The organism is Nesterenkonia sp. YGD6 (genome assembly GCF_022565895.1).
Lineage (GTDB): Bacteria > Actinomycetota > Actinomycetes > Actinomycetales > Micrococcaceae > Nesterenkonia.
In genome coordinates this window covers 351173-369059 of the sequence record NZ_JAJOYY010000003.1, presented here as the reverse complement: position 1 = coordinate 369059, position 17887 = coordinate 351173, and the positions used below count along the sequence as shown (strand labels likewise).

Sequence of the window (17887 nt, the reverse complement as noted above, 5' to 3'; positions counted from 1 at the left end):
CGGGTCAGCGATGCCTCCACTGAGGTTCGCGCTTCTGGATGAACGCGCTCATGCCTTCGGACTGATCCTCGAGTGAGAACAGCGAATGGAACATCCGCCGCTCGAACGCAAGGCCCTGATGAAGCGTGGAGTCAAAGGCCGCACCCACGGCCTCCTTGCCCATCTGCGCAGCCGGCTTGGATTTCGAGGCGATCTGCTCAGCGACCTTGGTGGCTTCCGCGACCGTGTCTTCGTCTGCCACGACTCGTGAGACCAGGCCGATGCGCTCGGCTTCATCGGCGTGGATGTGCCTCCCGGTGAGGATCATATCCATCGCCTTGGCCTTCCCGACCGATCGGGTGAGCCGCTGGGAGGCGCCCATCCCCGGGATGACCCCCAGGTTGATCTCGGGCTGACCGAACCTCGCACCTTCTCCGGCCACGATGACGTCGGCCATCATCGCGAGCTCACACCCGCCGCCCAGGGCGTAGCCGTTCACGGCAGCCACGATCGGGGTGCGCAGGCGGGTGAAGTCATCCCAGCGGCGGAACCAGTCCGCGGCATACATCCCCGGATGGTCCTGCTCCGACATCTCGTTGATATCGGCACCCGCCGCGAACGCCTTGTCCGAGCCGGTGACGAGGATCGCCCCGATGTCGGGGCTGGCGTCGAAGACGCCGGCGGCGTGGACGACCTCCTCCATCATCATGGTGTTCAGCGCGTTGAGGGATTCGGGCCGGTTCAGCGTGATCTTGCCGACCCTTGCTTCGGTCGAGACCAGGATCGTCGAATATTCGGTCATGCCTCACGCTCCTGCGTTGTGGGAGTTGTCTCGGATGGTGTTGATGATGGCGGAGAAGTCCTGCCGCTGCCCGGGACCCTGGGCGAACTCGGAGAAGATGGCCGCCGCGAGTCTTCCCAGCTGTGCATCGACCCCCTGTTGGTCCAACGCGTTGGTGGCGAGGGTGAGGTCCTTGGCCATCAGGGCGCCGGCGAAGCCAGGCGTGAAGTCACGGTTGGCGGGGGAAGTCGGCACGGGACCTGGGACGGGGCAGTTCGTGGTCAGCGCCCAGCACTGACCCGACGCGTTGGACACGACGTCGTAGAGCGCCTGGTGGTCCAGCCCCAGCCTTTCGCCCAGAACGAAGGCTTCACCCACGGCGATCTGGCTGATGCCGAGGATCATGTTGTTGCAGAGCTTCGCAGCCTGGCCCAGGCCGCTGCCGCCGCAGTGGACCACCCGAGCGCCCATGATCTCCAACAGCGGGAGGACCTCCTGGAACACCTCGAGACGGCCTCCGGCCATGAACGCGAGGCTGCCGGCCTCGGCGCCCACCACGCCCCCGGAGACCGGTGCATCGGCGGCCCGGAATCCCGCGCGCTCGGCCAGCTCCGCAGCCTCCTGCGCCTCGGAGATGTTGATGGTGGAGCAGTCCAGGAAGATCGTCCCTGGCCTGGCCGCGGAGAGCAGTCCCGGTGAGTCCCGATAGGCCGAGAGCACGTGCTGACCCGAGGGCAGCATCGTGAGCACCACCTCAGATCTCGCGACGGCGTCAAGAGGGTCGGTGACGACATCGATTCCCTTGGAGCGGGCGGTCTCCACGGCTTCGGCGCTGAGGTCGAACCCGTAGACCTGCACACCGGCCTGGACGAGGTTCGCGGCCATCGGGCCGCCCATGTTGCCGAGTCCGATGAACGCCACGGTGGGGTGTGTGTCGACGTCGTGTGTGGTGCTGTTCATGAATGTGCCTCCTGAATCGGTGAAAACAGCTCGAAGGTCGGATGTGGGCCGGGCAGGAAGTGCTCCTCGATCCTCATCTCGTCGACCTCCGGCAGGGTGGCCGGGTCCCACCGTGGGCTGCGGTCCCTGTCGATGACCTGCGCCCTGATGCCTTCGGCGAAGTCATGGCCGCGCAGCTGGTGCTGCCCGGCCGCATACTCCCGCACCAGGGCGGCCGACAGCTCCAGGCGTGAGGCTTCGCGGATCCCGTGGAGCGTCAGCTTCAGCGCGGTGGGGGACTTGCTCAGGATGTCCTCTCGGGCCCGCGCCGCGTCCGGGTGCGTCGCTCCCCACGCCGCCAGCCGCTCGAGGATCTCTTCCGCGGTCTCGGCGGAATATGCGTCGTCGATCCAGTCCTGCGCGGACCGCAGCGGGGCGACCGGCGGGGTCTCGGTGAAGCCTGCCTTGACCTGGTCGAACGTCTCCTGCTCGAGGGCTTCCGCCAGCGCCGCCAGCTTGCCGGAGGGCACGTACACGTCGGCCAGGCCGAGGTGGATGGTGTCGGCGGCGCCGAAGATGCCCGCCGTCAGGCCCGCGTGGAGGCCCGCTCGTCCCGGTGAGCGGGCGAGCAGATGGGTCCCGCCGACGTCCGGGAAGTATCCGATGGTGGTCTCGGGCATGCCGGCCTTCGTGCGTTCGGTGACCACCCGGTGGCGGCCGTGGGCGGAGATGCCGATGCCGCCGCCCAGGGTGGCTCCGTCCATGAAGGCGATATACGGCTTCGGATACTGGCTGATCAGGTGGTTCAACCGGAACTCGGTGGCGAAGAACTCCGTGGTGGTGTAGTCGTCACGGCCGCTCGCCCGAGTGGCACGGATGTCTTCGTAGATGCTGCGCACGTCGCCTCCCGCGCAGAGGCCACGGTCTCCCGCGCCGAGGACCAGCACCTGGGAGACGCCCGGATCATCGCACCATTCCTGCAGCTGGTGCAGCATCTGTCGCACCATGTTCAGGTTCAGCGCATTCATCGCCCCGGGCCGGTTCAGTCTGATGACGCCGAGGGTGCCGCGCGCCTCGAAGAGCACCTCAGCGGCCATCGCTCAGCTCCCCTCGGGCATGATGAAGCTCGCACCCTCTTTGGTTCCGGAGGGCCAGCGCGTGCTGACCGTCTTGGTCTTGGAGTAGAACTTCAGTCCATCCGCACCGTGCTGATTGAGGTCGCCGAATCCCGAGGCCTTCCAGCCGCCGAAGGTGTAATACGCGATCGGCACCGGGATCGGCACATTGACGCCGACCATGCCCACCTCCACCCGGGAGGCGAAGTCTCTGGCGGTGTCGCCGTCGCGGGTGAAGATCGCCACCCCATTGCCGAACTCGTGCTCCGTGGGCAGCCGCAGGGCCTCCTCATAGTCCCGGGCTCGTGCGATGCACAGCACCGGACCAAAGATCTCCTCCTTGTAGATGCGCATCGCTGGTGTGACGTGATCAAAGAGCGTCGCGCCGATCCAATACCCCTCGGGGTGGCCCTCGACGACGACGCCGCGCCCGTCCACCACCAGCTCAGCACCCTCCTCGACGCCGAGCCCGATGTAGCCCTCGATCCGCTGCTTCGCGTCCGCGCCCACCACCGGACCGAAGTCGCTGGAGGGATCCAGGGAGGGTCCGACGACGAGCTTCTCGATGCGCTCCAGGAGCTTGGCTCGCAGCGCCTCAGCGGTGGCCTCGCCGACGGGGACGGCGACCGAGATGGCCATGCATCGCTCACCGGCGGAGCCGTAGCCGGCGCCGATCAACGCGTCGGCGGCCTGATCGAGATCGGCGTCGGGCATGATCACCATGTGGTTCTTCGCGCCGCCGAAGCACTGTGCGCGTTTTCCCCGGGCGGCGGCCGCGGTGTAGATGGACTGGGCGACGGGGGTGGATCCGACGAACCCGATGGCCTTCACCCGGGGGTCCTCGATGAGGGCGTCCACCGATTCCTTGTCCCCATTGATCACGTTCAGCGTGCCGGGCGGCATGCCCGCCTCCAGTGCGAGCTCGGCCAGGCGCAGCGGCACCGAGGGGTTGCGCTCCGAGGGTTTCAGCACGAAGGTGTTGCCCGCGGCCAGGGCGGTTCCGGCTTTCCAGAGCGGAATCATGGCGGGGAAGTTGAACGGAGTGATGCCGGCGACGACTCCGAGAGGTTGGCGCAGGCTGTGGATGTCCATGCCGGTGGCCGCGTCGTGGGAGAACTCGCCCTTGAGCAGATGGGGAGCTCCGGCGCCGAACTCCACGACCTCCACGCCGCGCTGGATGTCGCCCAACGCATCGTCGAAGGTCTTGCCGTGCTCATTGGAGAGCGTCTCGGCAAGCTCATCACGGTGGGTATGGATCAGGTCGGCCCACTTCAGCAGAATGCGTCCGCGCCGCTGGGGGTTCAGAGCCGACCACTCTCCGAACGCGGCCTGGGCGGAATCGATGGCCTGGGAGACTTCCTCGGCGTTGGCCAGGGGCACCTCGGCGGTGACTTCGCCGCGGACCGGGTTGAAGACCTCGCGGCTCCTGCCTGAGGTGCCATGTATGTGTTTGCCGTGGATGAAGTGGGTCAGATCCGTCATGGACGTGCTCCTTCGCGTCGAGATCAGCCTCGGGGATGCCTGGCGAGGGGCTGATCGACCTGGTATCGCATGTGATTCAGCTCTCACTGTGTTAGCCTAAACTCAACTTATTGGAAGTGCAACTATCGAGCTTGCGACCGGTATTCGAGCCAGGGAGCTCCAATCGGCAGAGGATGAGGCATCATGACCGGGTCCAGCCCGGCACCGTCGCCATTGCGGACGCGCTGGGCCGGGTGGACATCGCCGGGGGAGCGGATCCCTCCACCCCGGCGATCACCCTCATGCAAGGTCTGCCCTCATGCTCAGCGTGGATGAACCAACTCGATGAAGGAGATTCGGATGGAACTGACACGAGCCAGCGCAATCGTCAGCGGAGGAGCCTCGGGCCTCGGCCATGCCACGGCGAAGGCCCTGATCATGGCGGGCGCGCAGGTGGTGGTCGTGGACCTCCCGGACGCCGAGGGCAGCACGGAGCGGGCCGACGCCGTGTCCTCGCTCGGTGGACGCGCCGCCTTCTGCCCCGGGGACATCACGGATCCGGCCACTTCTCGCGAGGCCGTCGCTGCGGCAGCCGGGCGGGGGCCGCTGCGGGTTGCCGTGAGCTGCGCCGGTGTGGCCACCCCGGGAAAGCTGCTGGGTCGAGACGGCCCGCTCTCCCAGGAGCAGTTCATGGGTGTCCTCGCCGTCAATGTCGGCGGCACGGTGAACCTGATGGCGCAGGCCGCCGCCGCGATGCGGGACAACGAACCCTCCGCCGGCGAGCGCGGGGTGCTGATCAACACCGCGTCGGTGGCCGCCTTCGAGGGTCAGATCGGTCAGATCGCCTACGCGGCCTCGAAGGGGGCAGTGGCCTCGCTGACCCTTCCGGCGGCCCGCGAGCTCGCCCGGCATGCCATCCGGGTGATGACGATCGCGCCCGGACTCTTCGAGACCCCCATGATGGCGGGTCTGCCCGAGGAGGCCAAGGAGTCGCTGCGCGCCAAGACGCTGCACCCCGCCCGGCTCGGTGCGCCCGAGGACTTCGCCCAGCTGGTCATGCAGATCGTGGCCAACCCGATGCTCAACGGCGAGACCATCCGGCTCGACGGCGCGATCCGGCTCGAGCCCAGATAGCCGCGGCGCTCGCGGTCCGAGCCTCGTCGGGAGGGTCAGTCGCTCCAGCCGGTGTAGGAATCCGCGAAATAGGCCTGGCCGTGCACGGAGCCGGTGATCGCGTCGAACTCGCCGCGGCGACGCCGGTGGGTGAAGGGGTTCTCGTCCGGCTGACGGTGCAGAAGGTTCGTCGCCCAGTAGGAGAAGTTCTGCGCCTTCCATACCCGGTCCAGTGCGGTCCGGGAGTATCGACGCAGCGACTCCGGGGTCTCGGCCGCTTCTCCTTCATGGCCGGGCGCATCGGCGCGCAGCTCGGTGATGAACTCCTCCACGCACGGAATCAGCACCCGCACATCGGCGAAGGCCAGGTTCAGACCCTTGGCCCCGGTCGGCGGGACGGTGTGGCCGGCATCGCCGGCCAGAGCCAGCCGGCCGTGGCTGAGCGGGTCACAGACATAGGAGCGGAAGGGCAGCACGGTCTTGTCGATGATCGGTCCGCGCTTGAGCTGGACGCCGCCCTCGGTGCCGAGCACCTGCTGGATGTGGTCGAAGATCGCGTCCTCGGACCAGCTGTCCGGATCGGTGTCCGGGTCGCACTGGAAGTACATGCGCTGGACGGTCTCATTGCGCTGGGAGATCAGTGCGAAGCCGAGCTCGGAGTTCGCGTAGATCAGCTCTGGGGCGGTCGGTGGGGCCTCACAGAGGATCCCGAACCAGGCGAAGGGGTAGGAGATGAAGTGGTCGGTGCGCACCTCCTCGGGGATCAGCCTGCGACACATGGAGCGGGACCCGTCGGTGCCGATGATCAGGTCGGCCTCGATGCTGCGTGCCTGAGCGTGCGCGTCGGTGAAGCTGATCCGCGGCGACGTGGTCTCGATCCCGTGGACCTGGGTGTCGGTGACGGCCCAGTGGATCTCCCCGCCTTCTCGTTCCCAGGCGTTGGCGAGGTCGAAGAAGACCTCGTTCTGTGGGTAGAGCCAGACCGAGCGTCCGACCAGCGCCTGGAAGTCGATGCGATGCTGCTCTCCGTCGAAGCTGAGCACCGTGCCCTCGTGTTCATGACCCTCGGTGAGCACTCGTGACCCGACTTCGGCGTCCACCAGCATGTTCACCGTGGCGGCTTCGAGGATCCCTGCACGCTGAGTGTGGTGGATCGTGTCCTTCGTGCGGGTCTCGATCACGGCGGCGGAGATGCCGCGTCGCTTGAGCAGCAGCGCGGTCATCAGCCCTGCGGGGCCGCCGCCCACGATGCCGACGTCGACTCGGGTGGTGTGCGCGGTCATGTCTCTCCTTCTCCTGGGCCGGTTCGGCCCTGTGCAGATCAGTCTGGTCAGCAGATGTGCCCAGCGCCACAGAGATCCCATTGAATGCGATGGCAGCGCGGGGCGCGGTTCACCCCTTGCCGCTGATCTCGCGCTGTATGCCCCGTGCGGCGATCTGCAGCATCTGCACCCAGGGTGCGGGGCGTCGGGCGACGTCGTCGTCGTCGGTGACCACGCCCAGGGCGGCGACCACGGAGCGGCCGCGCTGCCGGATCGGCACCGCGACTCCGGTGACCGCGCGCTCGATCACGCCGGTCTGCGCGCAGTAGCCCTGCTGGCGGACCTGTTCCAGCCGGTCCTCGGAGATGATCTGACCAGGTGACGCGTCCTGATGGTGGGTCCGGTAGAAGGTGCGGAACTCGGGGGAGGCGTGGGCCAGGAGCACGAGGCCGGTGGCCGAGACGTGCAGCGGCAGTCGGCCGGCGACCCCGCCGTGGATGCGCGGCGCCTCCCGTGCCGAGAGTCGGTCCACGAAGAGCACCTCGTGGCCTTCGATCACCCCGAGCTGCACATGCTGACCCATCACGGTGTGGACATCGGAGAGGTAGGGTCGGGCGCGCACGGCGAGCTTCATCGTCGGCGCCGAGCGGTTGGTCATCTCCCAGAGGCGGGTGCCGACCATGTACCCGGCCGGCAGCGACTCCAACCAGCCCAGCTCGGCCATGTCACGGCAGAGCCGGTGCGCGGTGGCCGGCGGCAGGCCGGTGCGCCGGGCGATCTCGGCCGCGGTGAGCAGGCTGTCGGCCGCCGAGAAGGTGGAGAGCACCCGGTCAAGCCGGGCCAGGACCGAATCACCGGTGGGGGAGTTCGCCATGGATCACATGCTAGCTTCCGCGGCCCCGGCCGGGTCCCGGCTCACTCTCGCGCCGCGAGCGCGTCGGCGCGCAGCGCGCTGGCCGTGCGCTGGTGCAGCGAGATCCGCAGCACGACGACGGCGGCCAGTGCCACGATGATCCCGGCGCCGGTGTAGAGCGCGGTGGGGGTGGCGCCGAGGTCCAGCAGCGCTCCGACTGCGATCGGGGCGATGATGGCGCCGGTGCGGCCGACGCCGAGGGCGACGCCGACCCCGGTGGAGCGCAGCCGTGGCGCGTAGGTCATCGGGGCGATCGTGTAGATGCCGGAGATGCAGCCGTTGATGATCATGCCCAGCAGCACGCCGGCGACCAGCGCGGCCGGCAGCCACGCGGTGGCGTTGATGAACACGATGAACATCACCCCGCAGCCGATGGCGAAGACCGCCTGGACTCGACGCACGTCCCAGCGGGAGGCGAACACCCCGTACAGGACCGCACCGATGGTGCCGCCGATCATCAGCATGATCCCGCCCATGATTCCCTCATCGGTGGAGAAGCCGACCTCGGTGAGCAGCTGCGGGGTCCAGGTGTTGGCGAAGTAGAAGCCGAACATCACGACGAAGAACATCGCCCACAGCAGCAGCGTGTTGCGCCGGTTCTCCGGACTGAACAGCGCGGCGTAGGAGTTCCTGGAGCTGCCCGGAGTCTCGGTGTCACCCGTGTCGTAGTTCTCCAGGACCACCGGGCCGGTGATCCCCATCCGTGCGGCGATGTCCTCGGCGCGGCGCTGCTCAGAGCCGTCCCCTGCCGCCTGTGGGCTGGTGGCGCGGGCGCCGAGGAAGTCCAGGGACTCGGGCATCTTGAGCCAGACGAAGACCACGGCCAGCACGGTCACGGCACCGCCGAGCAGGAAGACCGCCTGCCAGCCGATGGTCCCGATCAGCGGGATGGCGGCCAGACCGCCCAGGGTCGCGCCCACCGGGTAGCCGGCCGCGTAGATGCTCATGCACAGGCCGCGGTATTTGGCGTTGGAGTACTCCGAGACCAGGACGGTGCCGGAGGTGAGGATGCCGCCCACGCCGAGCCCGGTGATGACCCGCCAGGCCATCAGCTCCGGCATCGAGGAGGCGGTGGCGGAGAGGAAGAGCCCGGCGGCATTGATGATCATCGCGATCATGAGCATCCGACGCCGTCCGAAGCGGTCCGCGAAGGGGCCCACCCAGATCGCGCCCAGCGCCATGCCGATCAGCCCTCCGCTGAGCAGCAGGCCCAGCTCGGTTCCGGTGAGGCCGAGGTCGGCCGAGACCGGGTTCGCGGTGAACGCCATGGCCTGCACGTCATAGCCGTCCAGGCCCATCAGGGCTGTGGCGAGGGCGACCACGAACCACTGGTAGCGGCTCATCGGTCGGGAGTCGATCGACTCGCGGAGGCTGGTCTGGGTCATGGGGATCTCCTTGCACGGCAGTGAAATTCCGTGGCTCAGCTCACAGAACCTGTTGGACGCTAGCCGCTCGTGACCCAGGGCACAATTGCGCGGGATGGACAGGCGTGGACGTCTCGATGAATGGGATCGGCCTTGACGGTGCGTCTGGACGATGGGCCCCATGGTGCGCCGCGGAGGGGCGTCTCGACCCCGCGGCGCCGCGACTACGCTTGGCCCATGGCAAACTCGCCCAGCGGTGACGCGGTGCTGGATCGTGCGATGCGGATCCTCACGGCGCTCGAGACCCGGACCAGCCTTCCCGCCGGGGAGCTCATCGACGCCGTCGGGCTGCCCCGGACCACCGGATACCGGCTGCTGCGCACGATGCGCGCGCACGGCCTGCTCGCCGTCGCGGCCTCCGGGGAGCTGGTCCTGGGGCAGCGGCTCTGGGAGATCGCCCAGAGCGCCCCGATCAGCCGCACGCTGCGCGCGGCGGCGCTTCCCTTCATGCATGACGTCAACGCGGTGGTCCGTCAGACCACCCAGCTCTCGGTGCTCGATGAGCAGGGGGTGCTGATCGTGGAGCGGCTCTCCCGTCATGGCGCGGTGGTCAACCCGGCCGAGGTGGCGACCACCATGCCGGCGCACCTGACCTCGATGGGGCACGTGCTGCTGGCCCATTCCCCGGCCCACGTGGTGGAGGGCTGGTGGGATCCGCGGCGGCAGCTGATCGAGGAGTCTCGGCCACAGCTGCGCCGCGAGCTCGCCGAGGCGCGCACCCGAGGTCATGCGCAGCTGAGCGGGATGATCAATGCCGAGACCACCGGCGTCTCGGTTCCGGTGCTGGGCGCCGATGGCCACGCGGTGGCGGCGCTGACCGTGGTCGTCCCGCGCGACTCCAGGGAGATCCCGCAGTTCCTGATGGCGCTGCAGACCGCCGGCCGCGGAATCACGCGCGCCCTGGAGGGCATGGGCCATTGAATGGCAATCGTGTGGCGGCCGGTGCTGCAGGCCGGGCAGACTGAGTGAGAACCACGTCACACCTCGGCGACGTACGCCGCTGATCCCCTTCAAGGAGCGAGAGCCCCATGGCCGAGAAGAACACAGACCCGGACGCCGCCGCAGTCTCCCAGGCGGAGATCGACGCGGAGATCGCCGCCATCCACGGCGAATACCGAGCCCAGCGCGACGCCGGCGCTCAGGTGGAGACCAACGCCCGGCTGAACTTCCCGCCCTACCGCAGCTCGCTGCTGCGGCACCCGACGAAGTCCCTGCATCACGCGGACCCCGAAGACATCGAACTCTACAGCCCGGCCTTCGGCCATCGCGACGTCTCCCCGCTGGAGGCGGACCTGACCATCGCGCACAACGGCGAGCCCATCGGTGAACGGATCATCGTGACCGGCCGGGTCCTCGACGGTGAGGGCCGCGCCGTCGCCGGCCAGCTCGTGGAGATGTGGCAGGCCAACGCCGCCGGGCGCTATATGCACAAGCGCGACCAGCACCCCGCTCCGCTGGATCCCAACTTCACCGGTGTCGGGCGCACGCTGACCGGCCCCCATGGGGAATACAGCTTCACCACGATCAAACCTGCGCCCTATCCATGGAAGAACCACCACAACGCCTGGCGCTCGGCCCATATCCACTTCTCGCTCTTCGGCACCGACTTCACCCAGCGCATCGTGACCCAGATGTACTTCCCCGGGGACCCGATCTTCGATCTGGACCCGATCTACCAGTCCATCACCGACCAGGCCGCCCGCGATCGCCTGGTCGCCACCTACGACCACTCGGTCTCCCAGCATGAATGGAACACCGGTTACCGTTGGGACATCGTCCTTTCCGGAAGCAACCGCACCTGGGCCGAGCAGGAGGAGGAGCACTGAACATGAAACTCACCCCCACCCCCGCCCAGACCGTCGGACCCTTCTTCGGCTTCGCGCTGCCCTATCCCGGCGGGGAGGCACTCGTCGACCGCTCGCACCCGGGAGCCGTGCGGCTGCACGGGACGGTCTACGACGGCGACGGCGTGCCCGTGCCCGATGCGCTCCTGGAGATCTGGCAGCCGGATGAGCACGGGGCGATCTCGCGGCAGCCAGGGTCTCTGCACCGCGACGGCTACACCTTCACCGGGTGGGGCCGCGCCGCCGTCGACGGCGTGGGCCATTACTCCTTCACGACGGTGGAACCGGGCAGCACCGGCGCCGGCGTCGCACCCTATGTCCTGGTCACGATCTTCGCTCGCGGGCTCATGGATCGGCTCTTCACCCGGGCCTATCTGCCCGCCGACGCCGCCGCCCTCGAGCAGGACGCGCTGCTGAGCTCGGTGTCTGAGGATCGCCGCCACACCTTGATGGCCGCCCGGGAGTCCGATGGCAGCCTGCGCTTCGACATCCACCTTCAGGGCGCAGACGAGACCGTGTTCCTGACCTACCCCAACACCCCGCAGTTCACCGGCCCGGTGGAGTGATCGACAGGAGCGTGCCGCCAGCCATGACCGGACCCTACGGAATCCTCAGCCCGGTGTGGGCAGGCACCGCGACGGCGCAGCTGATGTCCGAGGAGTCCATCCTGCGGGCGATGCTGCGCGTCGAAGCGTCCTGGGCCCAGGCGCTCGCCGATGCCGGCGAGGCCCCTGCCGCCAGTGCCGCGGCCATCGTGGCGATCAGCGAGGACCCCGCGCGGGCCGGCCTCAGCGTCGAGGAGATCGCGTCGCAGAGTCCCGGCGGCGGGAACCCGGTGATCCCGATGCTGGCCGCCGTGCGCCGCGCCCTGGTCGAGGCCGGTGAATCCGATGCCGCGCTGCACCGGGGAGCCACCAGCCAGGACATCCTCGACACGGCGCTGATGCTGCTGTGCCGCGAGTCCGTTGCGGCTCTCTTGAGCGACGCGCGCCGGGCAGGAACAGCGCTGAGCAGGCTCAGCCAAGAACACCGGAACTCCGTCTGCGTGGCCCGCTCGCTGACCCAGCACGCGCTGCCGACCACGTTCGGGCTGCGCTGCGCCGGCTGGCTCGATGGGCTGACCCAGGCGATCCAGCGGCTGGAGCTGGCCGCGGCGAAGCTGCCGCTGCAGTGGGGCGGAGCCGTGGGCACCCAGGCCTCGCTCAGTGACTCACTCGGGCCGCAGCGAGCCGCCGCGCTGACCACCGATCTTGCGGCCCGCCTGGGACTGCGTGCGATGCCGCGACCTTGGCACACCCAGCGTCAGATGATCCTTGAGCTCGCCGCAGCGCTCGCCGGCCTGCTCGCGACGCTGGGAAAGGCCGCGGGAGATGTGCTCACCCTGCAGCGTCCTGAGGTCGCCGAGCTGCGCGAACCCACGGTGCCTGGCCGCGGCGGCTCCTCGGCGATGCCGCAGAAGCAGAACCCGGTGCTCTCCACCCTGATCCGCTCGGCGGCCCTGGCTGGTCCGGGGCAGCTGAGCACGCTCTACCTGGCCGCGGCCACGGCAGAGGATGAACGCCCGGCGGGCGGCTGGCATGCCGAATGGCCGAGCCTGGTCGAGCTGGTCCGGCTCAGCGGCGGTGCCGCCACCCGCGCCGCCGAGCTGTTCGAGGGCCTCGTGGTGGACCCCGGGGCCATGGCGGTGAATCTGCGACTCAGCGGCGACGCCGTGCTGAGCGAGCGGCTCATGGCGCGCCTGGGTAGCTCCTTCCCCGGGGGCAGGCAGGCGCTGCAGGATGTGGTGCGGCGCAGCGCCGTCGAGCGCGTCGGCCTGCGCGGCCTGCTGGAGGAGCAGCTCGGTGATTCGATCGCTCCAGCGGATCTCGATCGGCTGCTCGACCCGCACCGGTACCTGGGTCGGGCCCAAGAGTTCATCGATGCCGCCGTCGATGAGTTCAACCAGCAGGACTTCAACCAGCAGGACTTCAACCAGACTGCCGCGCAGCCGGAAGGACCCACCGACCATGCCTGAGCCAACTGTGTCTGAGCCGACGGCGTCTGAGTCAGGGACCGCACTGACTCTCACCCCGCAGCTGCTCTCCGGATCCGTGCAGGATCTCGCCGCCGGGACCCGCCCGGTGCTGGTGCTGGGGCCTTCCCTGGGGACCAGCGTCGCCGTCCTCTGGGAGGGTGCTGTGCCGCATCTCCAGGAGGCCTTCACCGTCATCGGCTGGAACCTGCCGGGCCACGGCGACGCGCAGCCCCATCCCGAGCCCTTCGAGATCACCGACCTCGCCGACGCCGTGGAGCACCTGGTCGCTGAGCTCGCCAGGTCCCACGGGATGCCTGCGGATCTTCCGGTCTACGCCGCCGGGGTGTCCATCGCCGGCACCGTCAGCCTGACCCTGGCGCTGCGCCCGCAGACGCGGTTCACCCGGCTGGCAGCCCTGTGCACGGCCGCGAAGATCGGTGACCCGCAGATGTGGAGCGAACGCGCCGAGCTCGTCGCGCAGGCCGGAACCCCCACCATGGTCGAAGGCTCGGCCCAGCGCTGGTTCGCCCCGGGGTTCATGGCCCGGCATCCGGCCGTGGTCACCGGACTGCTGAGCTCGCTGCAGCACGCCGATCGACACTCCTATGCCCAGGCCTGTCGCGCCCTTGGCCGCTACGACCTCACCGCCGAGCTCTCCGGCGTCGCCCGCCCGCTGCTGGTGATCAGCGGGGAACAGGACCCGGTCTGCCCACCCTCGGCGGTCCGGGACCTCGCCGCGGCCCCGCACACGAGGACCGCAGTGCTCGACGGCGTCGCTCACCAGGCCCCAGCCGAAGCACCCGAAGCCACCGCCCGACTGCTCAAGGAGTTCCTCGATGACTGATTCCAGCTACCAGGAGGGAATGAAGGTGCGCCGGGAGGTGCTCTCCGACGCCCACGTGGACCGCGCCGAGGCCCGCAAGGACAGCTTCACCGAGGACTTCCAGGAACTGATCACCAACTACGCCTGGGGATCGATCTGGACCCGCCCCGGACTGGACCGGCCCACCCGATCGGTGATCACCCTCACCGCGCTGATCGCCGGCGGCTACTGGGAAGAGCTCGAGATGCACATCCGCGCGGCGCTGCGCAACGGGCTCACCGAGGATCAGATCAAAGAGGTGTTCCTGCAGTGCGCCATCTACTGCTCGGTGCCCGCGGCGAACACCGCGTTCAGCATCGGGCGCCGAGTCCTGGAGGAAGAACGCACCAGCGGCGCCTGATCGCCCGCAGCGGTCCCGCTCAGCGGCGCGACATGTACAGGTTGAACGCCTTGGCCAGCAGCGGATTGACCGGGTAGTCCCATTCGCCGAGCGTCTGGACCACATCGGCGCCCATGGTCGTCTTGAACCGGGTGAGCCCGGCCAGCGGGTACTCAGGGTCCAGCGAGGGGCTGAGCCCGCCGAGGTCGAACCACTGGCAGCCCGCGGCCAGCGAGTCTTCGATCTGGCGCAGCTGCAGCGCGCGCGGGGCGTAGCGCTTGCGCTCCTCGGAGGAGGAGGCGCCGTAGACGTACCAGGCGAACTCTCCCTGCCGGACGTAGATCGCCGCGGCCAGGAGCTGATCCTCAAGATGCGCCAGATAGAGGGTGCACTCGCTCAGCGGCGAGGCATTGAGCTCGCGGTACATGTCCTGGAAGTAGGAGAGCGGCCGGCCGGTGAAGTCATCACGGTCGGCGGTCTCCGCGTAGAGCGCGTGCCAGGCCGGGAGGTCTGACTCGTCGCCGACGCTGACGCTCAGCTCGGAGCGGGTGGACTTCTTGGTCTGCCGGCGGGAGGACTGATCCATGCGGGCCAGCACGCCATCGATGGGCAGGGTGGCGCCGGTCTCGTCGGTGAGTGGAATGCGGGCCTGGAACTGGGGCTGCCCGGCCTCGAAGTCGGTGCTCGGGGCGGGGGCCTTGAAGCCCAGTGCGCGCAGCTGCTGCTGCCACTGGGCGGCCTGGGCGGGGCCGGCCGGATCGACCTCGAGCGGGTCGAGTTCTTCAATGCTGGTGTTCTCGCCGGCGGCCAGCGCGCGGCGGACCTCCTTGGCCTCCCACCGGCGCAGCACCGAGGGCAGGCCCATGCGGATCAGGAATGCGCCGGAGGCCTTGAGATGGGCGAGCAGCGGCGGGAGCAGCTGCTCCAGATCAGCGGCCGGGTCCAGCACTGGGCCCTCGGCCAGATAGGCGAGCGTCTTGTTCCCGAGCAGCGGCACCGCCGCGGGGATCGGGAGCCGACGGAAGAGCACCAGCGTGGCGGCCACCGGGGCGGATTCGGCTCCGGCGCTGGCGTCGAAGACTCCGAGGCTCTGGGCCCGCCACTCCTTCTTCACCGCGGGCCAGCGCGGGTTCTGCAGGAACGATGCGGTCTTCTGGTCGGCCAGGAAGCTGGTGTGCTCCTCTGCGCTGATCGGGCGGACCTCGTACACGGCGGCAACGCCTGAATCTCTATGCTCCATCACGCCTCAAGGGTACCGTCTGGTTCCTGTGCGGCTGGGAGATCAGGTTCAGGGGCAGTTCCGCTCCGCCGTCCCAGCCCGGCCCTCCTGCGCGAGAGCGGCGGCACAATCTGCCATCGGCGCAGAGGTTTGCACTCGGTAGGGGAGAGTGCTAAAAATTGGTTTAGCACTCTCGTGTCGAGACTGCTAGAGGAACCTGAGCAGGTGAGGCCATATAGATGTTCCCGGTGACGCGGGGACGGCCGTCCGTCGCGGGCACCTGGAATGGTTCGACCCAGCAGACGCGAACACGTCTGACAGTCACACACCACGGCTTGAGACAAGCCGAGTCCAGGAAGGACACGCCACTATGGCAAAGACTATTGCATTCGATGAAGAGGCCCGCCGCGGCCTCGAGCGCGGACTGAACGTCCTCGCCGATGCCGTCAAGGTCACCTTGGGTCCCCGCGGCCGCAACGTCGTGCTGGAGAAGTCCTGGGGTGCACCCACGATCACCAACGACGGTGTCTCCATCGCCAAAGAGATCACCCTTGACGACCCCTACGAGAAGATCGGCGCCGAGCTGGTCAAGGAGGTCGCCAAGAAGACCGACGACGTCGCTGGCGACGGCACCACCACCGCCACCGTCCTCGCCCAGGCCCTGGTCAAGGAAGGCCTGCGCAACGTCGCAGCCGGCGCCGATCCGATGGCGCTCAAGCGCGGCATCGACCTCGCCGTGGAATCCGTCACCGCCGAGCTGTTCAAGTCCGCCAAGGAGATCGAGACCACGGAGCAGATCGCTGCCACCGCCTCCATCTCCGCCGGTGATACCCAGATCGGCGCCCTGATCGCTCAGGCGCTGGACAAGGTCGGCAAGGAAGGCGTCATCACCGTCGAGGAGTCCAACACCTTCGGTCTCGAGCTCGAGCTCACCGAGGGCATGCGCTTCGACAAGGGCTACCTCTCCGGCTACTTCGTCACCGACGCCGAGCGCCAGGAAGCAGTCCTGGAGGACCCCTACATCCTGATCGCCAACTCCAAGATCTCCTCGGTCAAGGACATCATCGGCGTCCTCGAGCAGGTCATGCAGTCCGGCAAGCCGCTGCTGGTCATCGCAGAGGACGTCGAGGGTGAGGCGCTGGCCGCACTGGTGGTCAACAAGCTCAAGGGCACCTTCAAGTCAGTGGCCGTCAAGGCCCCCGGCTTCGGTGACCGTCGCAAGGCCATGCTGGCCGACATCGCCATCCTCACCGGTGGTCAGGTCATCGCCGAAGAGGTCGGCCTGAAGCTGGAGAACACCACTCTGGAGCTGCTCGGCACCGCTCGCAAGGTCGTCGTCACCAAGGACGAGACCACCATCGTCGAAGGTGCCGGCGAAGCCGACGAGATCTCGGGCCGCGTGGCCCAGATCAAGGCCGAGATCGAGAACTCCGACTCGGACTACGATCGCGAGAAGCTCCAGGAGCGTCTTGCCAAGCTCGCCGGAGGCGTGGCAGTCATCAAGGCCGGCGCCGCCACCGAGGTCGAGCTCAAGGAGCGCAAGCACCGCATCGAAGATGCCGTGCGCAACGCCAAGGCCGCTGTGGATGAGGGAATCGTCGCCGGCGGCGGCGTGGCCCTGATCCAGGCCGGCGCCCGCGCCTTCGCGACCCTGCAGCTCAGCGGAGACGAGGCCACCGGCGCGAACATCGTGAAGTTCGCCGTGGAGGCCCCGCTGAAGCAGATCGCCATCAACGCCGGCATGGAAGCCGGCGTGGTGGCCGAGAAGGTCCGCGGACTCCCCGATGGTCACGGCCTCAACGCCGCCACCGGTGTCTACGAGAACCTGCTCGAAGCAGGCGTCAACGATCCGGTGAAGGTGACCCGCTCTGCACTGCAGAACGCCGCCTCCATCGCGTCGCTGTTCCTCACCACCGAGGCCGTCGTCGCCGAAAAGCCGGAGAAGCACTCGGCCGGCGCCGGCGCCGAGGGCATGGACCCGATGGGCGGCATGGGCGGCATGATGTGATCACCTGATCACCGGCGCCCCCGCCGCACAACAGAGAGCCCCGTCGCAGACGAAGTCTGCGGCGGGGCTCTCTGTTGTGCGGACTCCGGCCGGGCCATCCGGCTGCGGCCGTGCCCAGCTGAAAGTAGCTCAGTGGCCGAACATCCGGGTGTTCGCCGATTCGGTCTCCTCGTACTGGCTGGAGGCCGAGGCCATCGCCTGGCGGACGCTGGCCAGCGACTGCTCCACCTGCGCCTGGGTGGCGCGCCACTGGGTCAGCACATCCTGGAACGCCGTGGAGGCGGAGCCCTTCCAGGAATCCTGCAGCTGACGGAGCTGGGATTCCATCGAGCTGACATCGGTCTGGATGCGGCCCAGCGTGGCCTCCACGGTCTGGCTCTTGGCCAGCAGCTCCGCGGTGTCGATCTGAAGCATCGCCATGGTTCTCTCCTCGGGTGACCGGCGCGGCCGGTGCGGATCGGGTTCGGGCGGGGCCCGCTGCCCCGCCCGTGCTTGAGAAGAGTAGCCAGCCCGTCATCGGCGCAGGGCTGCGCCCGAGGCGCTGTGGAGGGCCGGGATCCTTCGGAGTCGAGTCGTCTCACTGGGGAAGACTGCGGTCCTGAGCGTCGCTCAG

17 protein-coding genes are annotated in these 17887 nt (G+C 68.5%); 8 read left to right on the top strand and 9 right to left on the bottom strand.

The genetic code is table 11. The features are described 5' to 3' along the window. Nucleotides 1-4: 4 nt before the first annotated feature. Genes LTI14_RS07010 through LTI14_RS06995 form a run of 4 tightly spaced genes read right to left on the bottom strand, consistent with a single transcriptional unit; the run spans nucleotide 5 to nucleotide 4296 of the window. Nucleotides 5-781, bottom strand: a complete 777-nt coding sequence (locus LTI14_RS07010) for an enoyl-CoA hydratase-related protein (protein WP_241476123.1) — start codon at nucleotides 779-781, stop codon at nucleotides 5-7. A gap of 3 nt (nucleotides 782-784) precedes the next feature. Then, nucleotides 785-1720 carry a 3-hydroxyisobutyrate dehydrogenase gene (gene mmsB, locus LTI14_RS07005; RefSeq protein WP_241470646.1) on the bottom strand — a complete coding sequence of 312 codons (936 nt, stop codon included), beginning with the start codon at nucleotides 1718-1720 and terminating at the stop codon, nucleotides 785-787. Further along, on the bottom strand, nucleotides 1717-2796 hold the full coding sequence (locus LTI14_RS07000) for an enoyl-CoA hydratase/isomerase family protein (protein WP_241476122.1): 1080 nt from the start codon (nucleotides 2794-2796) through the stop codon (nucleotides 1717-1719). Before LTI14_RS07000 ends, mmsB begins: the two co-directional genes overlap by 4 nt. Nucleotides 2797-2799: 3 nt before the next feature. Then, on the bottom strand, nucleotides 2800-4296 hold the full coding sequence (locus tag LTI14_RS06995; protein WP_241465528.1) for a CoA-acylating methylmalonate-semialdehyde dehydrogenase: 1497 nt from the start codon (nucleotides 4294-4296) through the stop codon (nucleotides 2800-2802). 339 nt (nucleotides 4297-4635) lie between these two features. Here LTI14_RS06995 and LTI14_RS06990 point away from each other — a divergent pair, with 339 nt between their 5' ends. Next, nucleotides 4636-5409, top strand: coding sequence for an SDR family NAD(P)-dependent oxidoreductase (locus LTI14_RS06990; RefSeq protein WP_241476121.1), 774 nt, complete (start codon nucleotides 4636-4638; stop codon nucleotides 5407-5409). 35 nt (nucleotides 5410-5444) lie between these two features. Here the strand turns inward: LTI14_RS06990 and LTI14_RS06985 are convergent, their stop codons facing one another. From LTI14_RS06985 to LTI14_RS06975, 3 genes are all read right to left on the bottom strand, one after another. Next, entirely contained in the window at nucleotides 5445-6671 is a 1227-nt protein-coding gene (locus tag LTI14_RS06985; protein ID WP_241470642.1) for a 4-hydroxybenzoate 3-monooxygenase, read from the bottom strand. A 109-nt stretch (nucleotides 6672-6780) separates the two neighbouring features. Beyond that, on the bottom strand, nucleotides 6781-7524 hold the full coding sequence (locus tag LTI14_RS06980; protein WP_241476120.1) for an IclR family transcriptional regulator: 744 nt from the start codon (nucleotides 7522-7524) through the stop codon (nucleotides 6781-6783). A 41-nt stretch (nucleotides 7525-7565) separates the two neighbouring features. Continuing rightward, nucleotides 7566-8948, bottom strand: coding sequence for an MFS transporter (locus tag LTI14_RS06975; protein WP_241476119.1), 1383 nt, complete (start codon nucleotides 8946-8948; stop codon nucleotides 7566-7568). Between the two features lie 216 nt (nucleotides 8949-9164). Between LTI14_RS06975 and LTI14_RS06970 the strand changes: the two genes are divergently transcribed. From LTI14_RS06970 to pcaC, 6 genes are all read left to right on the top strand, one after another. After that, the gene (locus tag LTI14_RS06970) at nucleotides 9165-9908 is read left to right on the top strand and encodes an IclR family transcriptional regulator (protein WP_241465523.1); all 744 of its coding nucleotides are present in this window, start codon (nucleotides 9165-9167) and stop codon (nucleotides 9906-9908) included. A 107-nt stretch (nucleotides 9909-10015) separates the two neighbouring features. Further along, a complete protein-coding gene (gene pcaH / locus LTI14_RS06965; protein ID WP_241465522.1) occupies nucleotides 10016-10813 on the top strand; it encodes a protocatechuate 3,4-dioxygenase subunit beta in 798 nt (265 codons plus the stop codon). A gap of 2 nt (nucleotides 10814-10815) precedes the next feature. Beyond that, the gene (gene pcaG, locus LTI14_RS06960) at nucleotides 10816-11397 is read left to right on the top strand and encodes a protocatechuate 3,4-dioxygenase subunit alpha (RefSeq protein WP_241465521.1); all 582 of its coding nucleotides are present in this window, start codon (nucleotides 10816-10818) and stop codon (nucleotides 11395-11397) included. A 23-nt stretch (nucleotides 11398-11420) separates the two neighbouring features. After that, nucleotides 11421-12845 carry a lyase family protein gene (locus tag LTI14_RS06955; RefSeq protein ID WP_241476118.1) on the top strand — a complete coding sequence of 475 codons (1425 nt, stop codon included), beginning with the start codon at nucleotides 11421-11423 and terminating at the stop codon, nucleotides 12843-12845. Beyond that, complete coding sequence (locus tag LTI14_RS06950) at nucleotides 12838-13689, top strand: alpha/beta fold hydrolase (RefSeq protein WP_241476117.1); 852 nt, start codon at nucleotides 12838-12840, stop codon at nucleotides 13687-13689. The genes LTI14_RS06955 and LTI14_RS06950 overlap by 8 nt, the downstream gene beginning before the upstream one ends. After that, the gene (gene pcaC / locus LTI14_RS06945; protein ID WP_241465518.1) at nucleotides 13682-14068 is read left to right on the top strand and encodes a 4-carboxymuconolactone decarboxylase; all 387 of its coding nucleotides are present in this window, start codon (nucleotides 13682-13684) and stop codon (nucleotides 14066-14068) included. Before LTI14_RS06950 ends, pcaC begins: the two co-directional genes overlap by 8 nt. 19 nt (nucleotides 14069-14087) lie before the next feature. On the opposite strand, the gene LTI14_RS06940 is transcribed toward pcaC, so the two are convergent. Then, nucleotides 14088-15287, bottom strand: a complete 1200-nt coding sequence (locus LTI14_RS06940) for a lipid II:glycine glycyltransferase FemX (protein WP_241476137.1) — start codon at nucleotides 15285-15287, stop codon at nucleotides 14088-14090. A 349-nt stretch (nucleotides 15288-15636) separates the two neighbouring features. Here LTI14_RS06940 and groL point away from each other — a divergent pair, with 349 nt between their 5' ends. Next, entirely contained in the window at nucleotides 15637-17274 is a 1638-nt protein-coding gene (gene groL / locus LTI14_RS06935; RefSeq protein ID WP_241465516.1) for a chaperonin GroEL, read from the top strand. Between the two features lie 129 nt (nucleotides 17275-17403). Here groL and LTI14_RS06930 read toward each other — a convergent pair whose 3' ends face one another. Continuing rightward, complete coding sequence (locus tag LTI14_RS06930; protein WP_241465515.1) at nucleotides 17404-17694, bottom strand: WXG100 family type VII secretion target; 291 nt, start codon at nucleotides 17692-17694, stop codon at nucleotides 17404-17406. Between the last annotated feature and the right edge of the window lie 193 nt (nucleotides 17695-17887).